Raw genomic sequence first — 20,227 nt, forward strand, 5'->3', positions numbered from 1 at the left:
TCGCGCTACACACAGACGTGAAGCCGCGCACAGCTGCTCAAGTTCTACCAACGCAACCAGTTCGGATACCGGCACCTGTCCAAGCGGACCATCTGGCTGGGTCGAGGATGGCGTGATGTCACCGTCACGGGAACGGTGATCGCGAGTCCCGGGGGAGCGAAAGCATCGGCCGCGAAAGCCGCGATCCCGCAGTCCGCGGCCCTGTCGCTGTCTGGCATCCCGAAAAGGCAGATCGCCCGGCCTCGAGCCGCCCGACAACGACCCCGTCGACGTGCTCCTCGCCCAGGACGCATTATTCTCTAACGCGCGCAGGCGATGGACCTCCCACACCGGCGGCGACCGGAACACGGAGGGGACGTACGCGAGGGCGGAGCAGGCAATGTTCCATCGCGGCATCGTCCAGGTCCGACCGAGCTCGTGCTTCCCGGGAAATACCACCGGTTCCTTAACACATCGATCCGAATCCCCGCGGACGGTGGCGATCAGCACGAGGTGCGCGGCGTCATCCTCGCAAGGAACCGTTCACCAGGCAGTGTCGCCATCCTCGAGCCCGGAACGCTGCGGCTGAACCCCTCAGCCGACCTCGCACTGCGGCTGACCTGACCCGCTCGGACCGAGCTGCTTTGCCTTCTGTCGACCAAGCGAAGTGAGCAGCGATGGCCAGCAGGCGGTCCATGATCGTGTCGGAATCGAACGTTTGGAGCAGTTTTGCGGGTGCGGGCTCGCCGACGGTCGGATCAGAGCTCCGAAACCAGGTCTGAGTCGTGATCGCCGAGTACCGCACGCGTCCGCTCTGCGATTGCGGCGCGGACGGCTGAAGGTAACGGACCTGCTGCAGGCGTGCATGTCGCGGGAGATGCCTTCGGTGCCCAGAACGGAGGAGCGGAGCGGCGGCCCCCGCCTCCGCCTCCGGTGCTCGCTTCGCCCAGCGCCCCGCTCCTGCGAACGGGCGCACTCGGCGTCGGGAACGACGGATAGCGAGGGGTCAAGTAGTAGCTGCGGTTTCCACGCCGGCGCGCAGGGCAGGCCTCCCGCGGCGGCAGATCGGCGGCCCACTACGCGCGCTGCGCAGTACGACTTGTGACTGATGGGCGGAACGCTCGCCCCGGTTCGGATGTGAGTGTCGGATCACGTAACGTAAGCACTCTGCGCCCCGAAATAGCTGCGGCGGCGACCAATTGCGGGACGGTACCGCCGGTGACAATGGGGAGAATGTCGTGACTAGCACGCCTACCGCGCTGCCCGACCCAGGTGCGCAGGTCACCATCGACGGGCAGTTGGTCACCGTGATCGCGGCGACACCGACGCTGATCGGCGCCGAGCTGATCTTCAGCCGCAGCGACGGTTCGCTCGACCGGGCGTCGCTGGATGCCGCTGACCTTGCCCGCGCGCACGTGCCGGTCAACGACGCCGGTGGCCACCCGGAACGCGCGCTGACTGGGCTGTGGGGCCGGTGGATGCAGTACGCCGTGCCGCGTATCCGCTCGGCGGTGCTGGCAACACGCCCGCTGAAGCCCTTCGCCCACCAGGACGAGGCCGTCTTCACCCACATGCTGGCGCAGCCGCGGCTGCGGTTCCTTCTCGCCGATGAGCCCGGTACCGGCAAGACGATCATGACCGGGATGTATCTCGCCGAGGGCACGCGGCGCGGCCTGATCCCCGGACGAACCGTCATCGTCGTTCCCGCCCACCTGGTCGAGAAGTGGCGCCGCGACTTGCACCGCTACTTCGCAATCGAGGCAGACCGGCTCACCCCCGAGCTCGCCCGCGACCCGAAGGAGCTCGACCCGCGGGTCAGCGTATGGGTCGTCTCGGTGGACCTGTTCACCTACAACAACGACGTGCGCCGCAAGGTCGCCGGCGCGCGCGCCTCCTGGTCGCTGGCCGTCTTCGACGAGGCGCACCGCCTCACCCCGACGTCGCAGTACCTCACCGCCGCGCGTGAACTGTCGGTGCGCACCCATCACCTGCTGCTGCTCACCGCCACGCCGCATCGCGGCAAGGAGCACTTCTTCCGCGGCTTGCTGAACCTGCTCGACCCGACGCTCTACCCCTGGGATCAGCGGCAGACCGAGTACGACAACGCACTGCGCCCAAGCACGCTGTCCTTCCTGCGCCGCATGAAGGAGGAGCTCAAGGACCTCGAGGGGCGCCCGCTGTTCCCCGCGCGGTACGCCGAGACCGTTCAGGTCGATCTCACCGGTCCAGAGGAGGCCGCCTACACCGCGGTCATGGACTACGTCGATGCCTTCTACGGTGAGAACGCCACCTTGGCTCGGTCGATCTACGGCAAGCGCGCCGCCTCCTCGATCGTGGCGGCCGCCGCCACAATCCGCCGCCGTGAGGAGGCGCTGCGCGGTCCGGCCAGCGGCCGCACCGATGCGCCCGTCCCTGAGGAGTTCGTCGGCGCCGGCGCCGACCTGGAGTTCGAGGTCGCCGACGACGACGCCTGGCATCGCGCCGAGGAAACGGTTGTCGGCGCCCGCAGCCGAAACAAGGGCGAGGAGCTCGACCGGATCGGCGCGGTGCTGGACACCCTGAAGCAGGCGGCCGCCGAGCGGTCGACGAAGTGGCGGCTGGCCTGCGAGCTGATGGGCAAGCACGGCATCCGTCCCGGTGAGGGCCAGCTGCTGGTTTTCACCGAGTTCGCCGACACCGCCCGCTGGTTGACCGACGAGTTCGTCGCCGCCGCGTTCACCGTCGACACCCTTGAGGGCGCCGTCGGCCATCGGGAGCGCGACCAGCTGCAGCAGCGCTTCCTCGACGGCCAGTTCCAGGTGTTGGTCAGCACCGATGCCGGTGGGGAGGGCATCGACCTGCAGTCCGCGCACGTGATGCTCGACTGGGACATCCCCTGGTCGCTGGTCCGCCTGGAGCAGCGGATGGGCCGGCTGCACCGCATCGGTCAGAAAAATGCCGTGCACATCTATCACCTGGTCGCACCCGCGACCCGCGAGGGCCGCGTCCAGGAGGTCGTGCTGCAGAACCTGGAGACCGCTGGACAGTCCCTCGGGGGCCGGATCTTCGACCTGCTCGACGCCACCGCCGCACGCGCCGGGTTCGACTACGGCCGTGCCCTCGTCGAGGCCCAGCGCGGTGCCGCGATGCAGGTGTCACTGCCTGACGCGCGGGAGCTGCTCGACGTCGCCCGCGAGCTGGTCGCCGACGAGGACCGGTTGCACACCCCGGCCAACACCTCCGAGGCGATGGCCCGGTTCCGCGCCGACCGGCTCGAGGCGATCAATCCGGTCATCGTGGACGCGTTCGTCGACCAGCTCGCCCGTGCCCGCACCTGGGTGCTGGGTCCCGGCCCGGCGATGGGCATCCGCGAGGTCAGCGCCCAGGTTTCGCTCCCGCCCGCACTCGGCGGCGGACTCGAGCGGCTCATCGCCGCCGACGGCGCCTCGGTGCGTCAGGCGATCAACGACGGCTCCCAGGGCCTCGACGACGTCGTGGTCCTCGGCCCGACCGAGGAGCCGTTCGCGGAGCTGGTCGACCTGGCCTTGACCGAGGGCGAGTCCGAGCTCATCCGCGGCACGCAGCTGATCGACACGGCCGCGCTGACCGACTACACGCTGCTCATCTACGACGGTGAAGTCGAGGCCCACGACGGCGTCCATCGGCACCGCCGCAAGGCGCCCTTGCTCATCCGGTTCTCCGGCACCGGTGCGTTCGAGATCGGTTGGGAATCGCTGATGACCCTGCGCGCGGACACCACCGGCACCCCTGCGGCGGCGTCCTTGCCGCCGGCGGTGCGCACCGACGGCATGGCCCAGGCGCAGACTGCACTCATCCGTGAGGTCGAGCGTGTGCGCTCCGAACGGGGCGCCTGGGTGGTGAAGGCCCGTGAGCAGCTCGACCAGGTTGAGTACCGCTACCTCGATGAGCTCGACGAGCTACCGGCCGGCATCCGCCGCGAGCGGCGCGAGGCCTTCGCCGTGCTCAAGGATGAGCGGCTGCGGCAGCTGGAAGACATCGGCAAGGTCACCGGCACCGCCCCGCGGCTCATCGGCTGGGCTCAGGTGGCATCCGGCGTTCGCAGCGCCGAACTCGGCTACGACCCCAACAGCGAGAAGGCTGCCATCGCCACCGTGCTCGAGGAGCTCGAGCGGCTGGGATTCGTCGTCGATGACCGACAGACCGCCGGTGTCGGCTATGACCTGTTCGCCCGTCACCGTCACACCGGTGAGCAGCGGCTGGTCGAGGTCAAGGGCTTCCAGGACGGGCTCATGCCGGTGTGGCTGGAGCAGCACGAGTGGGCGCAGGCCCAGCAGCGTGGCGAGGACTACTGGCTGTACGTGGTCACCAACTGCGCGACCGCGGCCACGGTCGCTCTTCGCGCGCAGGACCCGGCCGGCCGGTTGGCCGCCGGTCCCCGGCGCATTGAACGGTTCCAAATCAAGGTCACCGACTTGAAGCGACTGATGAAGGACGACGAGTGACGAACAACGGGGCTGCACAGGCGACTGCCGCAGCAGGCAGTACCGGCACGGTCGGGGACATGCGTGAACGGCTGATAGACCACTGGTTCCCCTGTGCCGACGTCGATGCCGCCGTCGGCACGACCGCCGGTTCCGGCCGCAGCGAGAAGGCGCTGTTCACCTGGTTCGCCTCCCGTCCGATCGCGCAAGCTCGTGCGGCCGTGCTGGCCACACTGGCCCCCGCTGAAGACGGCGCGAAGGACCTGATCCGAGCTGCGGTACGTCACGGTGACCGCGCGGCCCTGGAGGATCTCAGCGCGCGTATCCGCAACGCCTATCCGGCTGGCCGTCCCGTCGTGCTCGACATCTTCTCGGGCCGGGGAATCATCCCGCTTGAGGCTGCCCGGCTCGGCGTGACCGCCGTCGGTACGGACCTGAGCCCGGTGGCCACCCTGGGCGGCCGACTGCTGGCCGACTATCCGATGCGTGATTGGAGCGACGAGCCACCACTGCCCTTCAAGCCCGCCGGCGACGCGGCCCGCAAAGTGCTGTTCGGCGAGGACGAGCCCCGCCTCGTCGTCGACGTCCGCACGGTCCTCGCCGAGGTGGAGCAACGCGTCGCCGATGCCGTGGCCGGGTTTTACCCGAAGGCCGCCAACGGCCGCTTCCCCTGGGCCTACCTGTGGGCGGTCACCATCCCCTGCGACAATTGCCGCCGACATTTCCCGCTGGTGGGCAACATGCGTCTGCAGTTCCCCTCCGGCCGCGACGGCGACCTCGGGCAGTCACTGCTGCTGATCGCCGACGGCGACCGGTGGCGCAGCGAGGTCATCGACGGTGCGCCGACGCAGGAACCCACCTTCTCCGCCGCTGCCGGCCGTAAGGGAAAGAGCGCCCGGTGCCTGTTCTGCGGACACGTGCACAGCCTGGACTCGGTCAAGGGGAAGGGCTTCGCCGGTCAGTACGACGACGCACTGCTCGCGGTCGGCGAGGAGAACGAGGGGCTCGGGAAGACCTTCCGCGTGCCGCGTCGGGACGAGATCGACGCCGCGGCCCGCGTGGACCTCGCCACCCTACCGCCGGTCGGCAACATGCCCGCCGTCCCCGACGAGCCCATTCCGGCTGGCAACCAGGACACGATCCGGGCCAGCGGCTACGGCTACCGCACATATGGGGACCTGATGAACCCCCGCCAGACGTTGCTGTTCGCTGAGACCACACGCGCGATCCGTGCCGTGCACGCGGGCCTGCTGGCTGCGGGAGCGTCCACCGACTACGCCGCGGCGCTGGCTGGGTACGTCGCCGCTACGATGCAGCGCCGGCTGCGGATGTCGACCCGCGGCGCCAAGTTGCGGGCGTTCGGCGGCAACGCGACTCGCAAGGGTACGTGGGTGCAGGTGCACGACATCTTCGCCGACGAGAGCAAGGTCTCCTTCCAGTTCGACTACCTCGAGTCCGGTCCGGGGACCGGTCCCGGCACATGGGACAGCGTGACCGGCAGCGGACTGCAGGCCCTGAAGAAGGTCATCGCCGAGTCGCCCAACGCGGAACCCGGCCGCTTCCGACGCGCGTCAGCGGTCGCCCTGCCTTTCCGCGATGGCACCGTCGACGCGGTGGTGTGCGATCCCCCGTACTACAACATGATCGACTACGGAGATGCCTCCGACCTGTTCTACGTCTGGCTCAAGCGCTGCCTGGCCGACGTGATGCCCGACCTGTTCGCCGGTGTCGGCGTGCAGGACAAGACCGACGAGATCATCGTCAAGCGCGGAAACGCCCCCGGTGAGCACCGCACCCGCGAGTTCTATGAGCAGATGCTCGGTCGCGCCTTCGCCGAGGCAAAGCGTGTCCTGCGGGCGGATGGCCACCTCGTCGTCGTCTTCGGCCACTCGGACCCCGACGCATGGCTTCGGCTGCTCGGCGCACTGCGCGACGCCGGGTTCGTTGTCACCAGCTCCTGGCCGTCGCGCACCGAGACGTCCAACACCGGCGTCGCCAGCATCAAGGTCACCGTCACCATCGGCTGCAGGGTCGCCGCACCGCAGCGGCCGATTGCCACCGTCGCTCAGGTCGACCGCGAGGTCACATCCGCAGTGAAGGCCGCGGTGCGGCAGTGGGACGCCGACGGACTGGCACTCACCGACCAGCTCATGGCCGCCTACGGGCCTGCGATGGAGGTCTACGGCGGCTACAGCGAGGTGCTGTCCCCCGGGGGCGAAGAGGCCGGCTTAGACCGCTACCTCACCCTGGCCCGCGCCGCGGTCCGGGACGCGACCGCCCTCAAGCTCGACCAGCTACCGCTGGAAACCTTCGACGCCCCCACCCGCTTTGCAGTGTTCTGGCAGCGTCTCTACGGCCGCACGGACGTCCCGAAGGGAGAGGCCCGGTTCCTCGCGCAAGCCGACAACCTGCGGCTGGAAGAGCTGCGCGGGGCGTTGCTGACCGAGAGTAAGGGTGGCTTCAAGCTGCGGCTGGACGCTCCCGACGCAGTCAGCGACCGGTCCTCGCACTTTGAGGTCGCGCGGGCGATGGCGAAGGCCTGGGACAACGGCGGCACCGAGGCCGTCGCAGGCGTCCTGGCCACCGCCGACCGGCAGGCCAACGACGCCCACCTGTGGGCCATAGTCGCCGAGATCGTCCGGCAGCTGCCGACCAGCGACCCGGTTGCGAAGGCCCTTACGGCGGTCCAGCGCAACGCCGGAACAATCGGAACCATGATCGAGTACGTGGCCGCCGCGGCCGCGGCAGATTCGGAGGCGCGGGCTCAGCCCACGTTGTTCGGGGAGGACCTGGCGTGACCACCAATGACTCCGCCCAGCACTGGGCGGACATCCTCGAGCTGCGGCCCGAGGTCCGCGCCTCCGACGGGTCGGTCGGTGAGCTGCAGATGAGCTTGCACAAGGCCGCATACCAGACCGTTGACGTGCCCTACCGCAAGGTCGACTACTACGGCGACATCACCGAACCGACCCCCAACCTCGTCGGCTTCTTCGCACGGGTCGCCCGCCGGCTGGGCACCACCGCCGACGCTTCGGCGCTGTTCCACCTCGACCAGGGCATGGGTGGCGGTAAGAGCCACGCGCTGGTCGGGCTATTCCACATGGCCAAGAGCCCCGAGAGCTTCTTCGCCACCGATCTGGGCCAGCAGGTGCACGCTGAGGCCGCCCACGGAATAGGCGAGGTCGACCTCACCGACGCAGTCACCGTCACACTCACCGCGGACTACTTCAGCCCAGGTGCCACCAACGAGGTGTTCGGCCCGGCTACCAACTTGTTTGAGCGGTTCATTTGGGCGCTCGTCGGCGGCAACATGGACCGCTACCAGCGCTACGTCGCCGCCGGACCGAACAAGGGCACCCTTCAGCAGGCGCTGAGCGAGACCAATCGGCCGGTACTCATCCTGCTCGACGAGCTCATGGACTACGTCATGGCGCTCGCCGACGCTGCCCACATCGCCACGATGCCGAGCGAGAAGGCGTTCATCAACGCGCTGATGGACGCCTGCGACGACGTGCCGCGGGTGGCGTTCGTCGTCGTGATGATCCGCTCCGAACTCGACGAACGCGGCTACTCGCCTGCGGCGGTGGACTTCCGTGACTACGTTGCCGCCCGCCTGGTCCGCAACGGCCAGACCGTCGCCGTCACAGAGGCGCAGGACTTCTCCGCGATCATCCGCCGGCGGCTGTTTGAGCTCCCCGATGCTGAGCTGCCCCTCTGGGACCTGACCCGCCGGGTCGCCGCTGCCGCCGACGGCACCTGGAAGCACCAGGTGCTCGACAAGCTGGGGGCCAACCGTGGTCTGCTCGGGTTCGAGGAGCGGGTGACGGCCAGCTACCCGTTCCACCCGGAGCTGATGCGCCTGGTTCGCGAGGAATGGTCGCAGGTTTCTGGCTTCCAGCGCGTTCGCTCAACCGTCGCCATCTTCGCTCGCACCGCGCTGCACTGGGTCACGGAGCACAAGGCCGGCCGGTGGGCCCCGCCGCTGATCGGCGTCGGTGACATTCCGCTCACCGTCGCCTTGGAGCAGCTGCTGTCCTCCGGTCTGCTGCTGGGCAACGACCGCGCCATCCAGGGCTACCGGGCCGTGGCCAACACCGACGTCACCAGCTCCGACAGACAGAGTGGTCGTGCGGTGAACGTCGACGCGGTGCTGCGGCGAGACGGCGTCACCGTTGACCAGCCGGCACCCGCAGTCCGCATGGCTACCGCCCTGCTGTGCTATTCGATCGTGAGCCGGGGACAGGCACGCCGCGGCGCCACGAAGGCCGAGCTCATGCTCGCCATCTTTGGGCCTGCTGGTGCCCTGACGCCGTACCCGGCGGCCGAGGAGGTCTTCAACAAGCTCACCGGTGACGAGGGCCTCGGTGCCCTCGAAGTGACCACCCCCACCAATGCGCCAGCACGCTACCACCTGTCGATCAAGCAGACGCTGCGCATGTACTTCACCGCGGCGGCAGCCGTCGTCCCGCCGGAGGCCCGCGGCGAACTGGTGTGGGAGCAGGCGCAGAAGCTGGCGTCGAAGGGCGCTTTCGACAACCTCGTGACGGTCGACATGCCCACCGGCGGGGAGCCGCTGGAGAACACCTTCGAGGGCGTGGACAGCAACGAGGCCCGGTTGGTACTGCTGGACCCACGGCGCTGGACATTGCTCAACGGCAAGGACTCCGCGAGCCGGGAGGACATCACCGCCCTGCTCGGTCTCGGTGACCACCCGCTGCGGGTGGACAACGCCGCCAGCTGCGTCGTCGCCTGCGTCAATACCCAGCGCCGGGACATTGCGTTCAAGCGCGCCGCGGAGGTGCTGGCCTGGCGTGAGGTCATCAAGCAGCTCTCCGCCGACACCGAGGATGACCTGAAGGAGGCCACTGCCAAGCACGACGAGGCGCTGAAGAAGCTGCACCGCGACATCGAGCGCGCCTACCAGCACTATGCCTACCTGGTGCGCGCCGGTGAGCTGCACGTGGAGTACAAGCGGTTCGACGAGGACACTCGCACCGCGCTCAACGGTGGCCACGTCTGGACGGCGCTGATCGACGCCGGCCGCGCCACCCAGTCGGCCGGGCTGAGCGCCGGTTACCTGGCTGCGCTAATCGACGAGTTCGACCGGGCACTGACCCCGCGCGAGATCGTTCAGGCGTTCTACAAGAATCCGGCCTTCCCGCTGGTCACGTCTCCGGACGAGATCCGTCGCGTGCTCTTCGAGCTGATCACCGGCGAATGGGAACTCGTCGACGCCGACGGCAACCGTCTCGCCGTGGCAAGCCCCGCACAAATCTCGATCAACTCGATCAATCAGACCCTGCGTCGCCGACAGCCCGACCCGGTGCCACCGACTTCGACTCCGGGTGGCGGCGACCAGCACGGCGGTGGCCAGCAGCCTGGCGACGGGGGTCAGCTGCCCTGGAGTGACCATGGTGGCGACAGGCCGGGCACGATCCCGCCGCCGCCGGCCCCGCCGACGGGCCCCACCGTCTACAAGCGCTACCGGCTGCAGCTGTCCAACAAGAGCATCACCGGCGATGCGCGCGAGCAGGCCTGGCAGCTGCTGCAGGAGCTGCGGAAGGTCATGGACCCCGCCGCTCAGGCCGACCACCAGCTGTTCAGCCTGGATCTCACCCTGGTCACCGCCGAGGGTGACCAGGGTGCCATCGAGGCGAAGGCGCAGGCGCTCGGCGCGCAGGTCATCGTGGAGGACGACGACTTCTGACCGACGGCTCGCAACTTCTGCGGCCGGCTCCCAATGGGATGCCCGCCGCGGAAGTTCGTGAGCGCCCCGCGGGAGGGGCCTTTGGCAAGAAGAGCTCGAGCTGCCTGATGGAGTCGTCGGGGCGCAGATTGAGGTTCTCGCAGACCTGCTGATCCAGCGTGCACGAGACATCCAGCGTCGTGTCGTTGGCGGCGACCATCTCGATGAAGCTGCCCTGTGGCTTGTGACAGTCCCGGATGCGCTCGTACGGGCTCGTCCGACGCTAGGTCGGGAGATGCGGGGATGGGTGTGGTCTTCTTTGCGGTTGTCCTGACACTTTCACTCATCGTCACTCTCGCGATAGTCGCCGTGAGCATCATGGCTCCGGCCTTCGCTCCGCCGCGGCGTGAAGAGCCGTCTGTCCTACCCGCTGACGGCGGAGGGCCCGAACACGGCTGATCGCCCCGGCGGTCGAGCGTGGTTACCGGATGCGCGCCGGGTCTTCTGACCGCTCGTCCTGTCCCGTAGCATCGACGACATGCGAACAATGCGCAGCTTCCAGACTGCGGGCGTGTCTGATCCTGTGATGGCGAAGTACGCGATGGTTGCCCCCGTGCTGGAGGCAACCTTGTATTCTCTCAAAATCACCCGCGTCGAGCGTCTCGGGGGATACCACAAGGTCACCCTAGAGGATCTCGCGCGCGAGTACCGAGAAGGGTCGGGGGATGCTGGTATTTGCTTCGAGTGGGCTGTTCATGACGCGATTGCTCGCCGAGACCCGTTGATCCACCCGCTCGCAAGTCAGGTGCTTGAGGATTTCTGCGGAATCGGCGACGGAGCAGATTCGATCCTCTTCGGCCCGGAAAAGGATGGACGTATCCCGATCCTTGAATCGGTGAACGCGGCTCTTACTCCGGATTCGCGTTTGTATGTGGGGAACCGTGGGCAGCCGCCTAAGCTTAAACGTCACATCCCGGACATCATCCAAGCTTTCCACTCCAAAGGGAATGGTGAAAAGCTGCCGCGTTCGATATCCGGCATCTGGAAAGCTGACTTGTTCATCGGCAATCCGCAATCGGACAAATGGGTGGGCACGACGGTGAAGTCTCAAGCTGGCGGTCTCCAAGGCGCATCCGGCCTGCGGATCGGAATTTATCCTTCCGAAAGCCCCCGCGACACCCCTAGGCAGGACGAGGGGTTGGGCCTCATCCGGCTTCCACTGCCGTACGACGGTGGATTCAGTGAACTTTACTACAAAAGCTTTTTCCTCGTTCGGGCATTTTTGCGAGCTGACTCCCTTATGCCGAGTAGGGTGAACCTCCCAGACGCGGAAGATCGATACATCACGGACGAACTTCGGAAGCGAGCCGAGTTCCCGATCCTGGAGGTAATCGAGGCAGTTCGATCGATGTCACAGCCGGACCTATTGGAGACGGAAGACGTCCAATTCGTTCAGTCTGACGTTTCTCTTGGTGTGGATGGGCTTGCAGAAACAGCTGATGATGTCCTCGAAGGTGCGATCTCATTGGCGCCGACGCCGCTTCTAGAAGTCTGAATGCGCGGCCGCGGTTGGCGCCGCGGCTTCAGCGAGTCGATCCGCAGTCCTCGTCGTGAACGTCGCCGACCGTTAGGCCCTGCGGCGGCTCACCGTCGACGAGCTAGCCGCCCCGTCGACGGGCGCTCGTGCGTGAATACGACAGCGAGCTGCGCGGTGCGGAGCCGGACCGGGATGGTGTGTCCGCGAAGTGGCTGAGGCCGACGCGAATGAGCAGGTTCAGGCGGCCGCTGGAAATGCTGAAGTTTGATCAGACGTCTGGACTCGTGGTACCGGGGCGGGGATGGCCGACACCACAGGTACGGCATGGTCGTATCCCGTGGTGCGATCAACGAGTACTTATGCCAGCCGACGCCAGTAACGCTCACGCGGGAGGAGATCGGCCCAGGGCCCGTCGTGGAGGTCGCGGGGGAGAGGGTCGAGGTGTGGCTCCGGTTCGTCGAAACCCGCATCCGAGAGCCCGCCTTCGTGCTTGCCTGCAGGACCCTGCTGCACGGTCTTGCGGAGAGGGCCGCGAGTTGTGGTCGTGGTGGACTTTGGTACACCGCGACTTTGGGGGGGCTTCGATCGGCCGGACTTGGCTCCAGCGTACCTGCGGCTGCAGCGATCGGACGTGGGGTCGCACTCATCCTTGAGCACGGCGATGGGTTCAAGTTTCACCGGTACAAATGGACCTTCGTCGCTCCGCTCAGTACTGCCCCAACGACAACCCCCGCTGGAAGAACCGCTGCGCGAACCCGAACAGCAGCGCGGTCGGCAGGGACACCAGGAGCGCGGCGGTCAGGATGATCGTGAACCCGGGGCCGCCACCTTCGACGGACTGCAGCGCGTTGAGCAGGGGCATCACGGGCCGGGTCGAGGGGCTCTGGGTCAGGATCAGCGCGATGAGGAAGTCGTTCCAGACCCATGTCGCCTGCAGGATGAACACGACGACCAGGGCGCTGCGCGACATCGGCAGGTAGATGCGGGTGAAGATCCGCCAGACGCTGGCACCGTCGACGACCGCGGCCTCGAACACGCTCGGCGCGATGCCGACGAAGAAGTTCCGCATGACGAACGCCGAGAACGGCAGGGCGACGACGGCGTAGATGATGATCAGGCCGGGCGCGGTGTCGAACAGGCCGATGTCGGCGTAGACGGAGAACCAGGGGATGAGCATCATCTGCAGCGGGAACACCGTGCCGCAGAAGATGATGAAGAACCAGAAGAACCCGTGCCGCACCTTCAGCACGATGACCGCGAACGCCACGGCGGCCCCGAGCGCGACGGCAATGATCGGCGCGACGATCGCGTACACGGCGGTGATCCCGAGGCCGGAGGGCACGTCGGTGTTCTGGAACACCGCGATGACGTTGTCCCACAGGCCGACGGGCGAGCCGGCACTCCACAGGTTGTCTCCGGAGTACGAGGCGGAGCTCTTGCTCGCGTTCGCGAACAGCAGGTAGATCGGCACGAGCCACAGCAGGCCCATGGCGCCGAGGATCACGTAGCGGGGCATGGTCGACCGCATCAAACGGCCCTCCGTTCCGGGGCCGAGGCCCGAGCTGTGGCCGAGGCCGGAGCCGCGGCTGAAGCCGCGGGTGCGGCCCCGACCGTCTCCCGAGGCGAGGCATCGGACGGACCGCTGGCGGACCTCCCGGCCGAGCCGCCGGACGCGCCGGTCCCGCCGTCGCCACCGCGCGTACGCCGGGAGGCCCGACCCGCGCCCGCCCCACCGCGTGCCGCTCCGTCACCCGAGGAGTCCCCGATCGCGAGCTGGCGCCGCAGGTAGATGACGCTCGCGGCGACGGTGATGACGCTGAGGAAGATCGCGACGGCGGACCCGAGCCCGTACTGACTGTTCGAGAACGTGTCGCGGTACATGGTGACGCCGAGGGTCTCGGACACCCGGTTCGGCCCGCCCTGCGTCATGGCCTGGACGATGTCGAACGTCTTGAGGCTGTTGACGATCGACAGGCCGACCACGATGGTCGTGGAGGGCCGGAGCAGCGGCCAGATCATGTACCGGAACATGCGCCAGCCGGAGGCGCCGTCGACGCGCGCGGCCTCGAGCGGCTCCTTGGGGATCGACTGCAGGCCGACGGTGAACAGCAGCGCGTTGACGCCGATGCCCTGCCACGACGCGGCGAGGATCATCACCACGGTGTTGAGCGGGGCCACCTGGAGCCAGCGGATGTCGCTGCCGGGCAGGTGCAAGAACGCGAGTGCCTGGGACAGTGCACCGCCGTTCTGCAGCACGAAGTTGAACAGGATGCCGACCGCGACGCCGGAGAGGGCGTAGGGGATGAGGAACGGCACGCGGAGCCAGGCGGCGCCCTTGAGGCCGAATGACAGGTAAGCGACGAGGAGCCCGATCCCGACGGGGATGAGCAGCGAGCCGCCGACCCAGATCAGTGTGTTGAGGAGCGCGGTGGTGAACACCGGGTCCGTGAACATCGAGGCGTAGTTGGCGAGCCCGACGAACGACGCGCTGCCGAGGCCCGTGTACGACGTGAAGCTGAGGTACACGGTGTAGAGGACGGGGAGGTAGAGGACCAGGACCACCACGGCCGCGCCTGGGCCGAGGAAGGCCCAGGCGGCGGCCTGGTAGTTGGTCGATTTGCGGTCGGCCATCGGTTACTTGTGGCTCTTCCAGTACTGCGCGGCGACCTGCTGGATGCCCGACAGGTACTTCTTCGGGTCACCGGGGTTCGTCATGAACCCGGTGAACTGGTCGAGCGCCTCGGTCAGGATCTGCTGCGGCGTGGCCTCGTAGTAGCGCAGGTAGGTCTCGTACTTGCTGTTGTTCGACAGTTCCTTGCTCGCGTCGACGAAGGTCTGCGTCGCGGCGGTGGCCTTCGGGTTGTACGGCAGGTTGTTCTGCTGCTTCGACCAGGCGGTCTGCGCCTTCGCGGTCATCCACCAGGCCGAGTACTTGAGCCCGAGCTGCTTCTGGGAGGACTTCTCGGGCACGCACGCCGGCGCGGTCTCGATGGCGACGGGGGTCTTGGCCTGCGCCGGGTTCACCTTGGGGATCGTGAACACGCCCCAGTCGGTTCCGGGCTTGAGGCCGACCTGATCGATCGTCGACGCGTACCAGGTGCCGAACGGGATCATGGCGAGCTTGCCGTCCTTCATCTGCGTCTCGGGCGCCGTCTTGGAACCCGGGTCGCTGAAGTACCCCTTCTTCTCCATGTCGAGCCAGGTGTCCATCACCTTGACCACGCGCGGATCGGTGTACGAGACCTTGCCGGTCGAGAGGCCCTGGTAGAGGTTCAGGTCCGTGCCGGCGAGGAGGATCTGGAACCACACGAACGCCCAGGGGTCGCCGCCCGAGCTCCAGAACGGCGAGATGCCGTGCTGCTTGAGGACCGCGGCGTCGGACATCATCTCGGCCCAGGTCGTCGGCGGCGTCAAGTTGTACTTGGCGAACATCGACTTGTCGTAGTACATGACCCAGTCGTCGACGCTGATCGGGGTGCAGTACTGCTTGCCGTCGATCGTGTAGAGGCTCTTGACGCTCGGGGCGATCTGGCCGTTCGCGATCGCCTTCTTCCAGATGCTCGAGGTGTCCGCGACGAGGCCCTGGTCGACGAGCTGCTTGAGCTGGTCGCCGGTGTGCCAGGTGAACAGCCCCGGCGTCTTGTTCGTCCGGAACGACTGCTTGACGAACGCCTGGAACGCCGGCTGGTCCGCGTAGGTCGAGGACTTGAGCGAGACGCCGATGTCCTTCTGCGACACCTTCGAGAACGACTTGAAGTCCCACGACTTGTCGTTGACGAAGCTCAAGGTGCCGGTGGTGGTGTTCGACGAGCTCGACGACGAACACCCGACGAGCACCGCTGATGCCGCCAGGGTCATCGCGATGACCGGTAGCAATCGCTTCATTTTCACGCTGAACTCCCTTGTTCTCGGCTCGGTGCACGCGTCTCGCCGCTCGTGGAACTCGGTGCGAGGAGTGCGGATGCAATCCGTTGGTATCGTTACCAGGCGCTGACAGTAACATGCGCTGCGACGGAGCGGCAAGCGTGTCGATCACGATCCGGACGGACTGCGCGGGTCGGACAGCGGCGCCGCCGGACGACGGCGTGACCGGACGACAGGCGAGTGGGGACGATGAGCGGAACGCACCAGCAGCACCGGCCGGGAGGCCCGATCCACGTCATGGACGTCGGCGGCAGTCATGTGACCGCCGCGGTCGTGACGGGCCCCGGCGCCACGATCGCCCCCGATGCGGGACCGGCGTCTGGTGTCGCGACGGTCACCGGTGGCGTGCCCGGGGCCGGCTTCGAGCGTGCGGATGTCGCGGGTATCGGAGCCGACGTCCGGTGGGCGGTGCGGGCCTCCCGGACGCGGCCACTCGATGCGGGTGCGCCCCGCGACGCCCTGCTCGAGGTCCTGGTCGACGCCGCCCGCGAGGTCGCTGCCGAGGGTGCGCCCGCCTGGACGATCGCGATGCCCGGTCCGTTCGATCCCGTCCGTGGTGTCGGCGACTTCCGGGGCATGGGGAAGTTCGAAGCGCTCACGGGTGTCGACCTCCGGGCGGCGCTGGCCGACCGGCTCGGGGTGCCGCCGACGGCCGTCGGGTTCTGCAACGACGCGGTGGCGTACGGCATCGGGGAGTGGGCTGCCGGTGCGGGCGAGCGAGCTGCACGGATGGTGTGCCTGACGCTCGGGACGGGCGTGGGGTCGGCGTTCCTCGACCACGGCGTGCACGTCGACCACGGCGACCTGGTGCCTGCTCGCGGTGAGGCGCACACGATCCGGCTCGACGGGCGGCCGCTCGAGGAGACCGTGTCGACCGCCGCGCTCCGGGATGCCTACGCGCGGGCGACGGGTGCCGCGGGTGCGACGGGTTCCGCGGGCGCGACGGATGCAACTGGCGCGACGCAGCACGGCGGGGGAGCGGACGCGCCGAGCGTCCGCGAGATCGCCGACCGCGCGCGGCAGGGCGACATCGTGGCGGCGCGGGTGATCAGCACGACGATGACCGCACTCGGGCGGGCGCTCGGTCCGTGGGTGCGGCGGTTCGGGGCCTCCCGGACGGTGATCGGCGGTGCGATGGCGGGCTCGTGGGACCTGCTCGAGGAGCCCCTGGCGACGGCGCTGGCTGATGCCGGTGCGGTGACCGAGCTCCGGCAGGCGCAGCTCGGGTCGGACGCGCCGCTCATCGGGGCGGCGTGTTGTGCGCCCTCGGCGGAGGTGGGGCGGCGTGTTGTGCCCCCTCGGCGGATCGCGGCCCCGCGCGCTACCCCCGCTCCGTGCCCCGCACCGACGCCTTGACGGTCCCGAGGCGCTGACCGGTCCCGCGCCCGTGCGGACGGATCGTGTAGGGCCCGACGGCGGCCGGGACGATGAAGGTCTCGGCGTAGTGGACGACGAACGGCTCGAACGCGCCGGTCGGGCTCTCGACGACGGCCTCGGCACCCTCGACGAGGTTGAGGACGTTGACCGTGCCGCGGGTGTCGTGCGGGACGACGTCGGTGAACCAGTGCCGACGGACCTCGATGAACTCGAGCTCGTGCAGGCCGGTGCGCTCCTCGACCCAGCCGTCGCCGGAGGCCACCTCGGTCACCTGGTCGACCAGGTGGTCGCGGGTCCACGTCGTGTCCCGGTCCCACTGCACGTTCGCCATCGCGTGGTCGAGGTGGATCGGACGCGGGACGCCGTCGAGCCCGACCCGGCCCCAGTCCCACATCTTGAAGGTGAAGATGTACGGCGTCGCCGAGATCTCGAGCACCATCGAGTTCGCGCCGGAGCAGTGCACGGTGCCGGCGGGGATGAGGAAGTGGTCGTGCTTCTTGGCGGGGAACGCGTTGACGAACGCGTCGGCCTCGAACGGGGCGGCACCGGTCTCGGCGGTGCGGAGCGCCTGCTCCATCGCGGCCGGTTCGGCGTCCTCGCGGAGCCCGAGGTACACCACGGCGTCGTCGGCGGCGTCGAGCAGGTAGTAGCTCTCGTCCTGCGTGTAGTGCATGCCGAACTTGTCCTGGATGTACCCGGTCAGCGGATGGACCTGAAGTGACAGGTTGCCGCCCTCCATGGTGTCCAGGAAGTCGAAGCGGATCGGGAACTCCGGGCCGAACCGCGCGTGGGTCCGCTCGCCCAGGAGCTCCCGCGGGTGCCGGAGGACCAGGTCGAGCGAGGGGACCTCGACCACCGTGCCGTCGACGTCGATCAGGAGGCTGTTCTCCTCGGGCACGCAGTCGAAGCACCAGGCGTAGTTCTCGGCGTCGTCGAGGTCGAACGTCGTCTTCATCCACTGGCCACCCCACACGCCGGGGTCGAAGAACGGGACGACCCGGAACGGACGGGTCGTCGCGGCGGCGAGTCCTGCTCGGAACGTGTCGCCGGTGATGAGCTTGGCGGTCGCCATCGTGCTGTTGGCGTCGAGGACGTAGTCGATCCGGTCGAACAGCGCCCGCTTGTGCCGGTCGGCCATCCGCCACTCGACGAAGAACCCGCGCTTGACCTTGCGGAGCTGGTCGTCGTCGCCGTTGTCCGCGCGCCAGTTCGGGGCACCCGCGCGCTGTCGCTGCTGGATCTCCCATCGGGCGAGGTCGGCGAGGACGATGGTGTCGAACGTCGTCGGCACGAGCGTGGCGCCCCAGCCGTAGACGACGACGGGCCGCTCGGACGCGGCGACCCGGTCGGCCACGGCGGCGAGCCGGTCCGCGTCGTACAGGACGTCGAGCGTGCGATGGTCCATGACGCCGAACACCCGGTCGTCGGTGAGGTTCGGGGCGAGGAGCGCGTCGATGTACTCGGGGGAGTGCGCCGCCGCGGCCTCGACGTCGATGAGCTCGGCGTCGGGGAGTACCCGGGCGAGCTCGGCACGGAGCCCCTCGAGGTCGCTGCCGGGGTAGGTGTCGATCGCGATCGGGCGACCGGGAGCCGCGTGTTCCGCCAGTCGCCCCCACGCCTCGGGGCCGGTCCAGGCGTGGTGCCCGGGTCCGACGGCCACCGACGGTGCCGTGTCGTAGGTCGCCCGTGATCCGGTCGGTCGGTCGTCCATCCCCGCTCCCTTCGCGTCCGCGACCGACGCTGGCCGCATGGACGTGTGTTCAGGTTGGTAACGTTATCAGGATCGGCACCGATCGCAAGCCCGCCGGGAGGCCCGGCTCCGTCCCCTCGGGAGGCCCACCTCCGGCCGGCCTCGGCGCCGCGTCCGGCGTCTCCTCGGGAGCGCTGCCGCTCCTCCCGATGGACCCGAGCCTCCCGGCGGCTGGTTTCGACGTCCCGGTTGTCGTTCGCCAGCAGCACCGTCGAAACTCCCGGGCGGCTGCGGCTCCACCACGTGCCCCGCCGCTGCTCTCGACGGTCCCGGTGTCGTTCGACAGCGGGATCGCCGGCATACACGGGTGGTCCTCGAGTGCGGGGCGGTGCAGCCGGGAGGCCCGCCGCGGCTACGCGAAGTCGACGAACTCGACCGGCAGCTCGACGAGCCGCGGCGCGCTGTCGTCCCCACGATCGAGGCGGTCGAAGAGCATGCGGGCGGCGACGCGACCCAGCTCGGCGGCGTCGTGCGCGACGACGGACAGCGGCACCGGGGACATGTCCGCGAACTCGAACGAGTCGAACCCGAAGAGCCGGATCGGAGCGGGCTGCTCGCCGCGGTCGCGCGCCTGTGCCCGGGACTTCGTGATCGCGCGGATCGCGCCGATGGAGTTGCGGTTGTTGGCGGCGAAGACGGCGGTGGGCGGGGCCTCCAGGCCGAGCAGCTGGTCCATCGCCTGCTCGGCGGAACTGACGTCCTGCTGCCCGAGCCGGACGAGCTCGTCGACGGGCTCGAGCCCGTGGCGCTCGTGCGCCTGGCGGAAGCCCTCGAACCGTCGGCGGCCGGTCGACACCGACACCTGGTTGCCGAGGAACCCGACGCGGGTGTGCCCCTCGGCGAGCATGCGGTCCGTGGCGACGAGCGCACCATGGATGTCGTCGAGCAGGATCGCGTCGGCGCTGACGTCGGGGAACGTGCGCGACGCGAGCACCACGGGCACGCCGGCCAGGGCGTCGGGGGCGAACCGTGCGGGTTCCCGACCGGCGGGGACCACGATGAGGCCCTCGACCTGCCGACCGAGGAAGTCCGCGAGCAGCTGCTGCTCGAGGTCCTCGTCCTCGTTCGTGACACCGATGATGATGCGTCGGCCGGCCTCGCCGACGACCTCCTCGACGCCCTGGAGCATCCCCGCGTAGTAGGGGTTCCCGACGTTCGTGATGAGCACGCCGACGAGTCCCGAGCGGCGACCCTGGCGGAGTCGACGGGCGTTCTCGTTCCGGTGGTAGCCGACCTCGGCGATGGCGCGCTCGACCCGGTCCTGGAGCTCGGGCCGGACGTTCTTGCCCCCGGAGAGCACACGGGACACCGTCATCGGGCTGACCTCGGCGACACGCGCGATGTCCTTGACCGTCGGCGCACCACGACCGCGCCCCGTCGTGGGCCCGCTCCCGTTCCCCGCGGCTGCCATGCCTCAAGGTATACAGCAGCACCGGCTCCGGCCGGACACACGTGCACAGCAGCACCGGCCTCGGCCGGTCACACGATTGCCCCTTGCGGAGCGCCCCCGTCGTCCTGCTAGCGTTATTGGT

General features: G+C 68.5%; 10 protein-coding genes. 5 read left to right on the forward strand and 5 right to left on the reverse strand.

Going from position 1 to position 20,227, the window contains the following annotated elements:
- Positions 1 to 1,217: 1,217 nt before the first annotated feature.
- The 4 genes from DEI81_RS00150 to DEI81_RS15895 all read left to right on the forward strand — a co-directional run bounded on the left by DEI81_RS00150 (position 1,218) and on the right by DEI81_RS15895 (position 11,662).
- Positions 1,218 to 4,442 carry a helicase-related protein gene (locus DEI81_RS00150; RefSeq protein WP_146243966.1) on the forward strand — a complete coding sequence of 1,075 codons (3,225 nt, stop codon included), beginning with the start codon at positions 1,218 to 1,220 and terminating at the stop codon, positions 4,440 to 4,442.
- On the forward strand, positions 4,439 to 7,219 hold the full coding sequence (locus tag DEI81_RS00155; protein WP_146243967.1) for a DUF1156 domain-containing protein: 2,781 nt from the start codon (positions 4,439 to 4,441) through the stop codon (positions 7,217 to 7,219). Before DEI81_RS00150 ends, DEI81_RS00155 begins: the two co-directional genes overlap by 4 nt.
- Complete coding sequence (locus DEI81_RS00160; protein WP_111008500.1) at positions 7,216 to 10,128, forward strand: DUF499 domain-containing protein; 2,913 nt, start codon at positions 7,216 to 7,218, stop codon at positions 10,126 to 10,128. The genes DEI81_RS00155 and DEI81_RS00160 overlap by 4 nt, the downstream gene beginning before the upstream one ends.
- Positions 10,129 to 10,645: 517 nt before the next feature.
- The gene (locus DEI81_RS15895) at positions 10,646 to 11,662 is read left to right on the forward strand and encodes a hypothetical protein (protein WP_146243968.1); all 1,017 of its coding nucleotides are present in this window, start codon (positions 10,646 to 10,648) and stop codon (positions 11,660 to 11,662) included.
- A gap of 688 nt (positions 11,663 to 12,350) precedes the next feature.
- Here the strand turns inward: DEI81_RS15895 and DEI81_RS00165 are convergent.
- From DEI81_RS00165 to DEI81_RS00175, 3 genes are read right to left on the reverse strand one after another with little or no spacing between them, the layout of a single operon-like run.
- Entirely contained in the window at positions 12,351 to 13,172 is an 822-nt protein-coding gene (locus DEI81_RS00165; protein WP_111008501.1) for a carbohydrate ABC transporter permease, read from the reverse strand.
- The gene (locus tag DEI81_RS00170; protein WP_111008502.1) at positions 13,172 to 14,275 is read right to left on the reverse strand and encodes a carbohydrate ABC transporter permease; all 1,104 of its coding nucleotides are present in this window, start codon (positions 14,273 to 14,275) and stop codon (positions 13,172 to 13,174) included. The genes DEI81_RS00165 and DEI81_RS00170 overlap by 1 nt, the downstream gene beginning before the upstream one ends.
- Positions 14,276 to 14,278: 3 nt before the next feature.
- Complete coding sequence (locus DEI81_RS00175; RefSeq protein ID WP_111008503.1) at positions 14,279 to 15,529, reverse strand: ABC transporter substrate-binding protein; 1,251 nt, start codon at positions 15,527 to 15,529, stop codon at positions 14,279 to 14,281.
- A 228-nt stretch (positions 15,530 to 15,757) separates the two neighbouring features.
- Between DEI81_RS00175 and DEI81_RS00180 the strand changes: the two genes are divergently transcribed.
- On the forward strand, positions 15,758 to 16,924 hold the full coding sequence (locus tag DEI81_RS00180; RefSeq protein WP_146243970.1) for an ROK family protein: 1,167 nt from the start codon (positions 15,758 to 15,760) through the stop codon (positions 16,922 to 16,924).
- Here the strand turns inward: DEI81_RS00180 and DEI81_RS00185 are convergent.
- Positions 16,890 to 18,656 carry a class I mannose-6-phosphate isomerase gene (locus tag DEI81_RS00185; RefSeq protein WP_111008907.1) on the reverse strand — a complete coding sequence of 589 codons (1,767 nt, stop codon included), beginning with the start codon at positions 18,654 to 18,656 and terminating at the stop codon, positions 16,890 to 16,892. The two genes, DEI81_RS00180 and DEI81_RS00185, sit on opposite strands and share 35 nt — an antisense overlap.
- 391 nt (positions 18,657 to 19,047) lie before the next feature.
- Positions 19,048 to 20,106 (reverse strand): LacI family DNA-binding transcriptional regulator, encoded by a 1,059-nt coding sequence (locus DEI81_RS00190; protein ID WP_111008505.1) that lies wholly within the window; start codon positions 20,104 to 20,106, stop codon positions 19,048 to 19,050.
- Between the last annotated feature and the right edge of the window lie 121 nt (positions 20,107 to 20,227).

The organism is Curtobacterium sp. MCBD17_013 (genome assembly GCF_003234565.1).
Lineage (GTDB): Bacteria > Actinomycetota > Actinomycetes > Actinomycetales > Microbacteriaceae > Curtobacterium.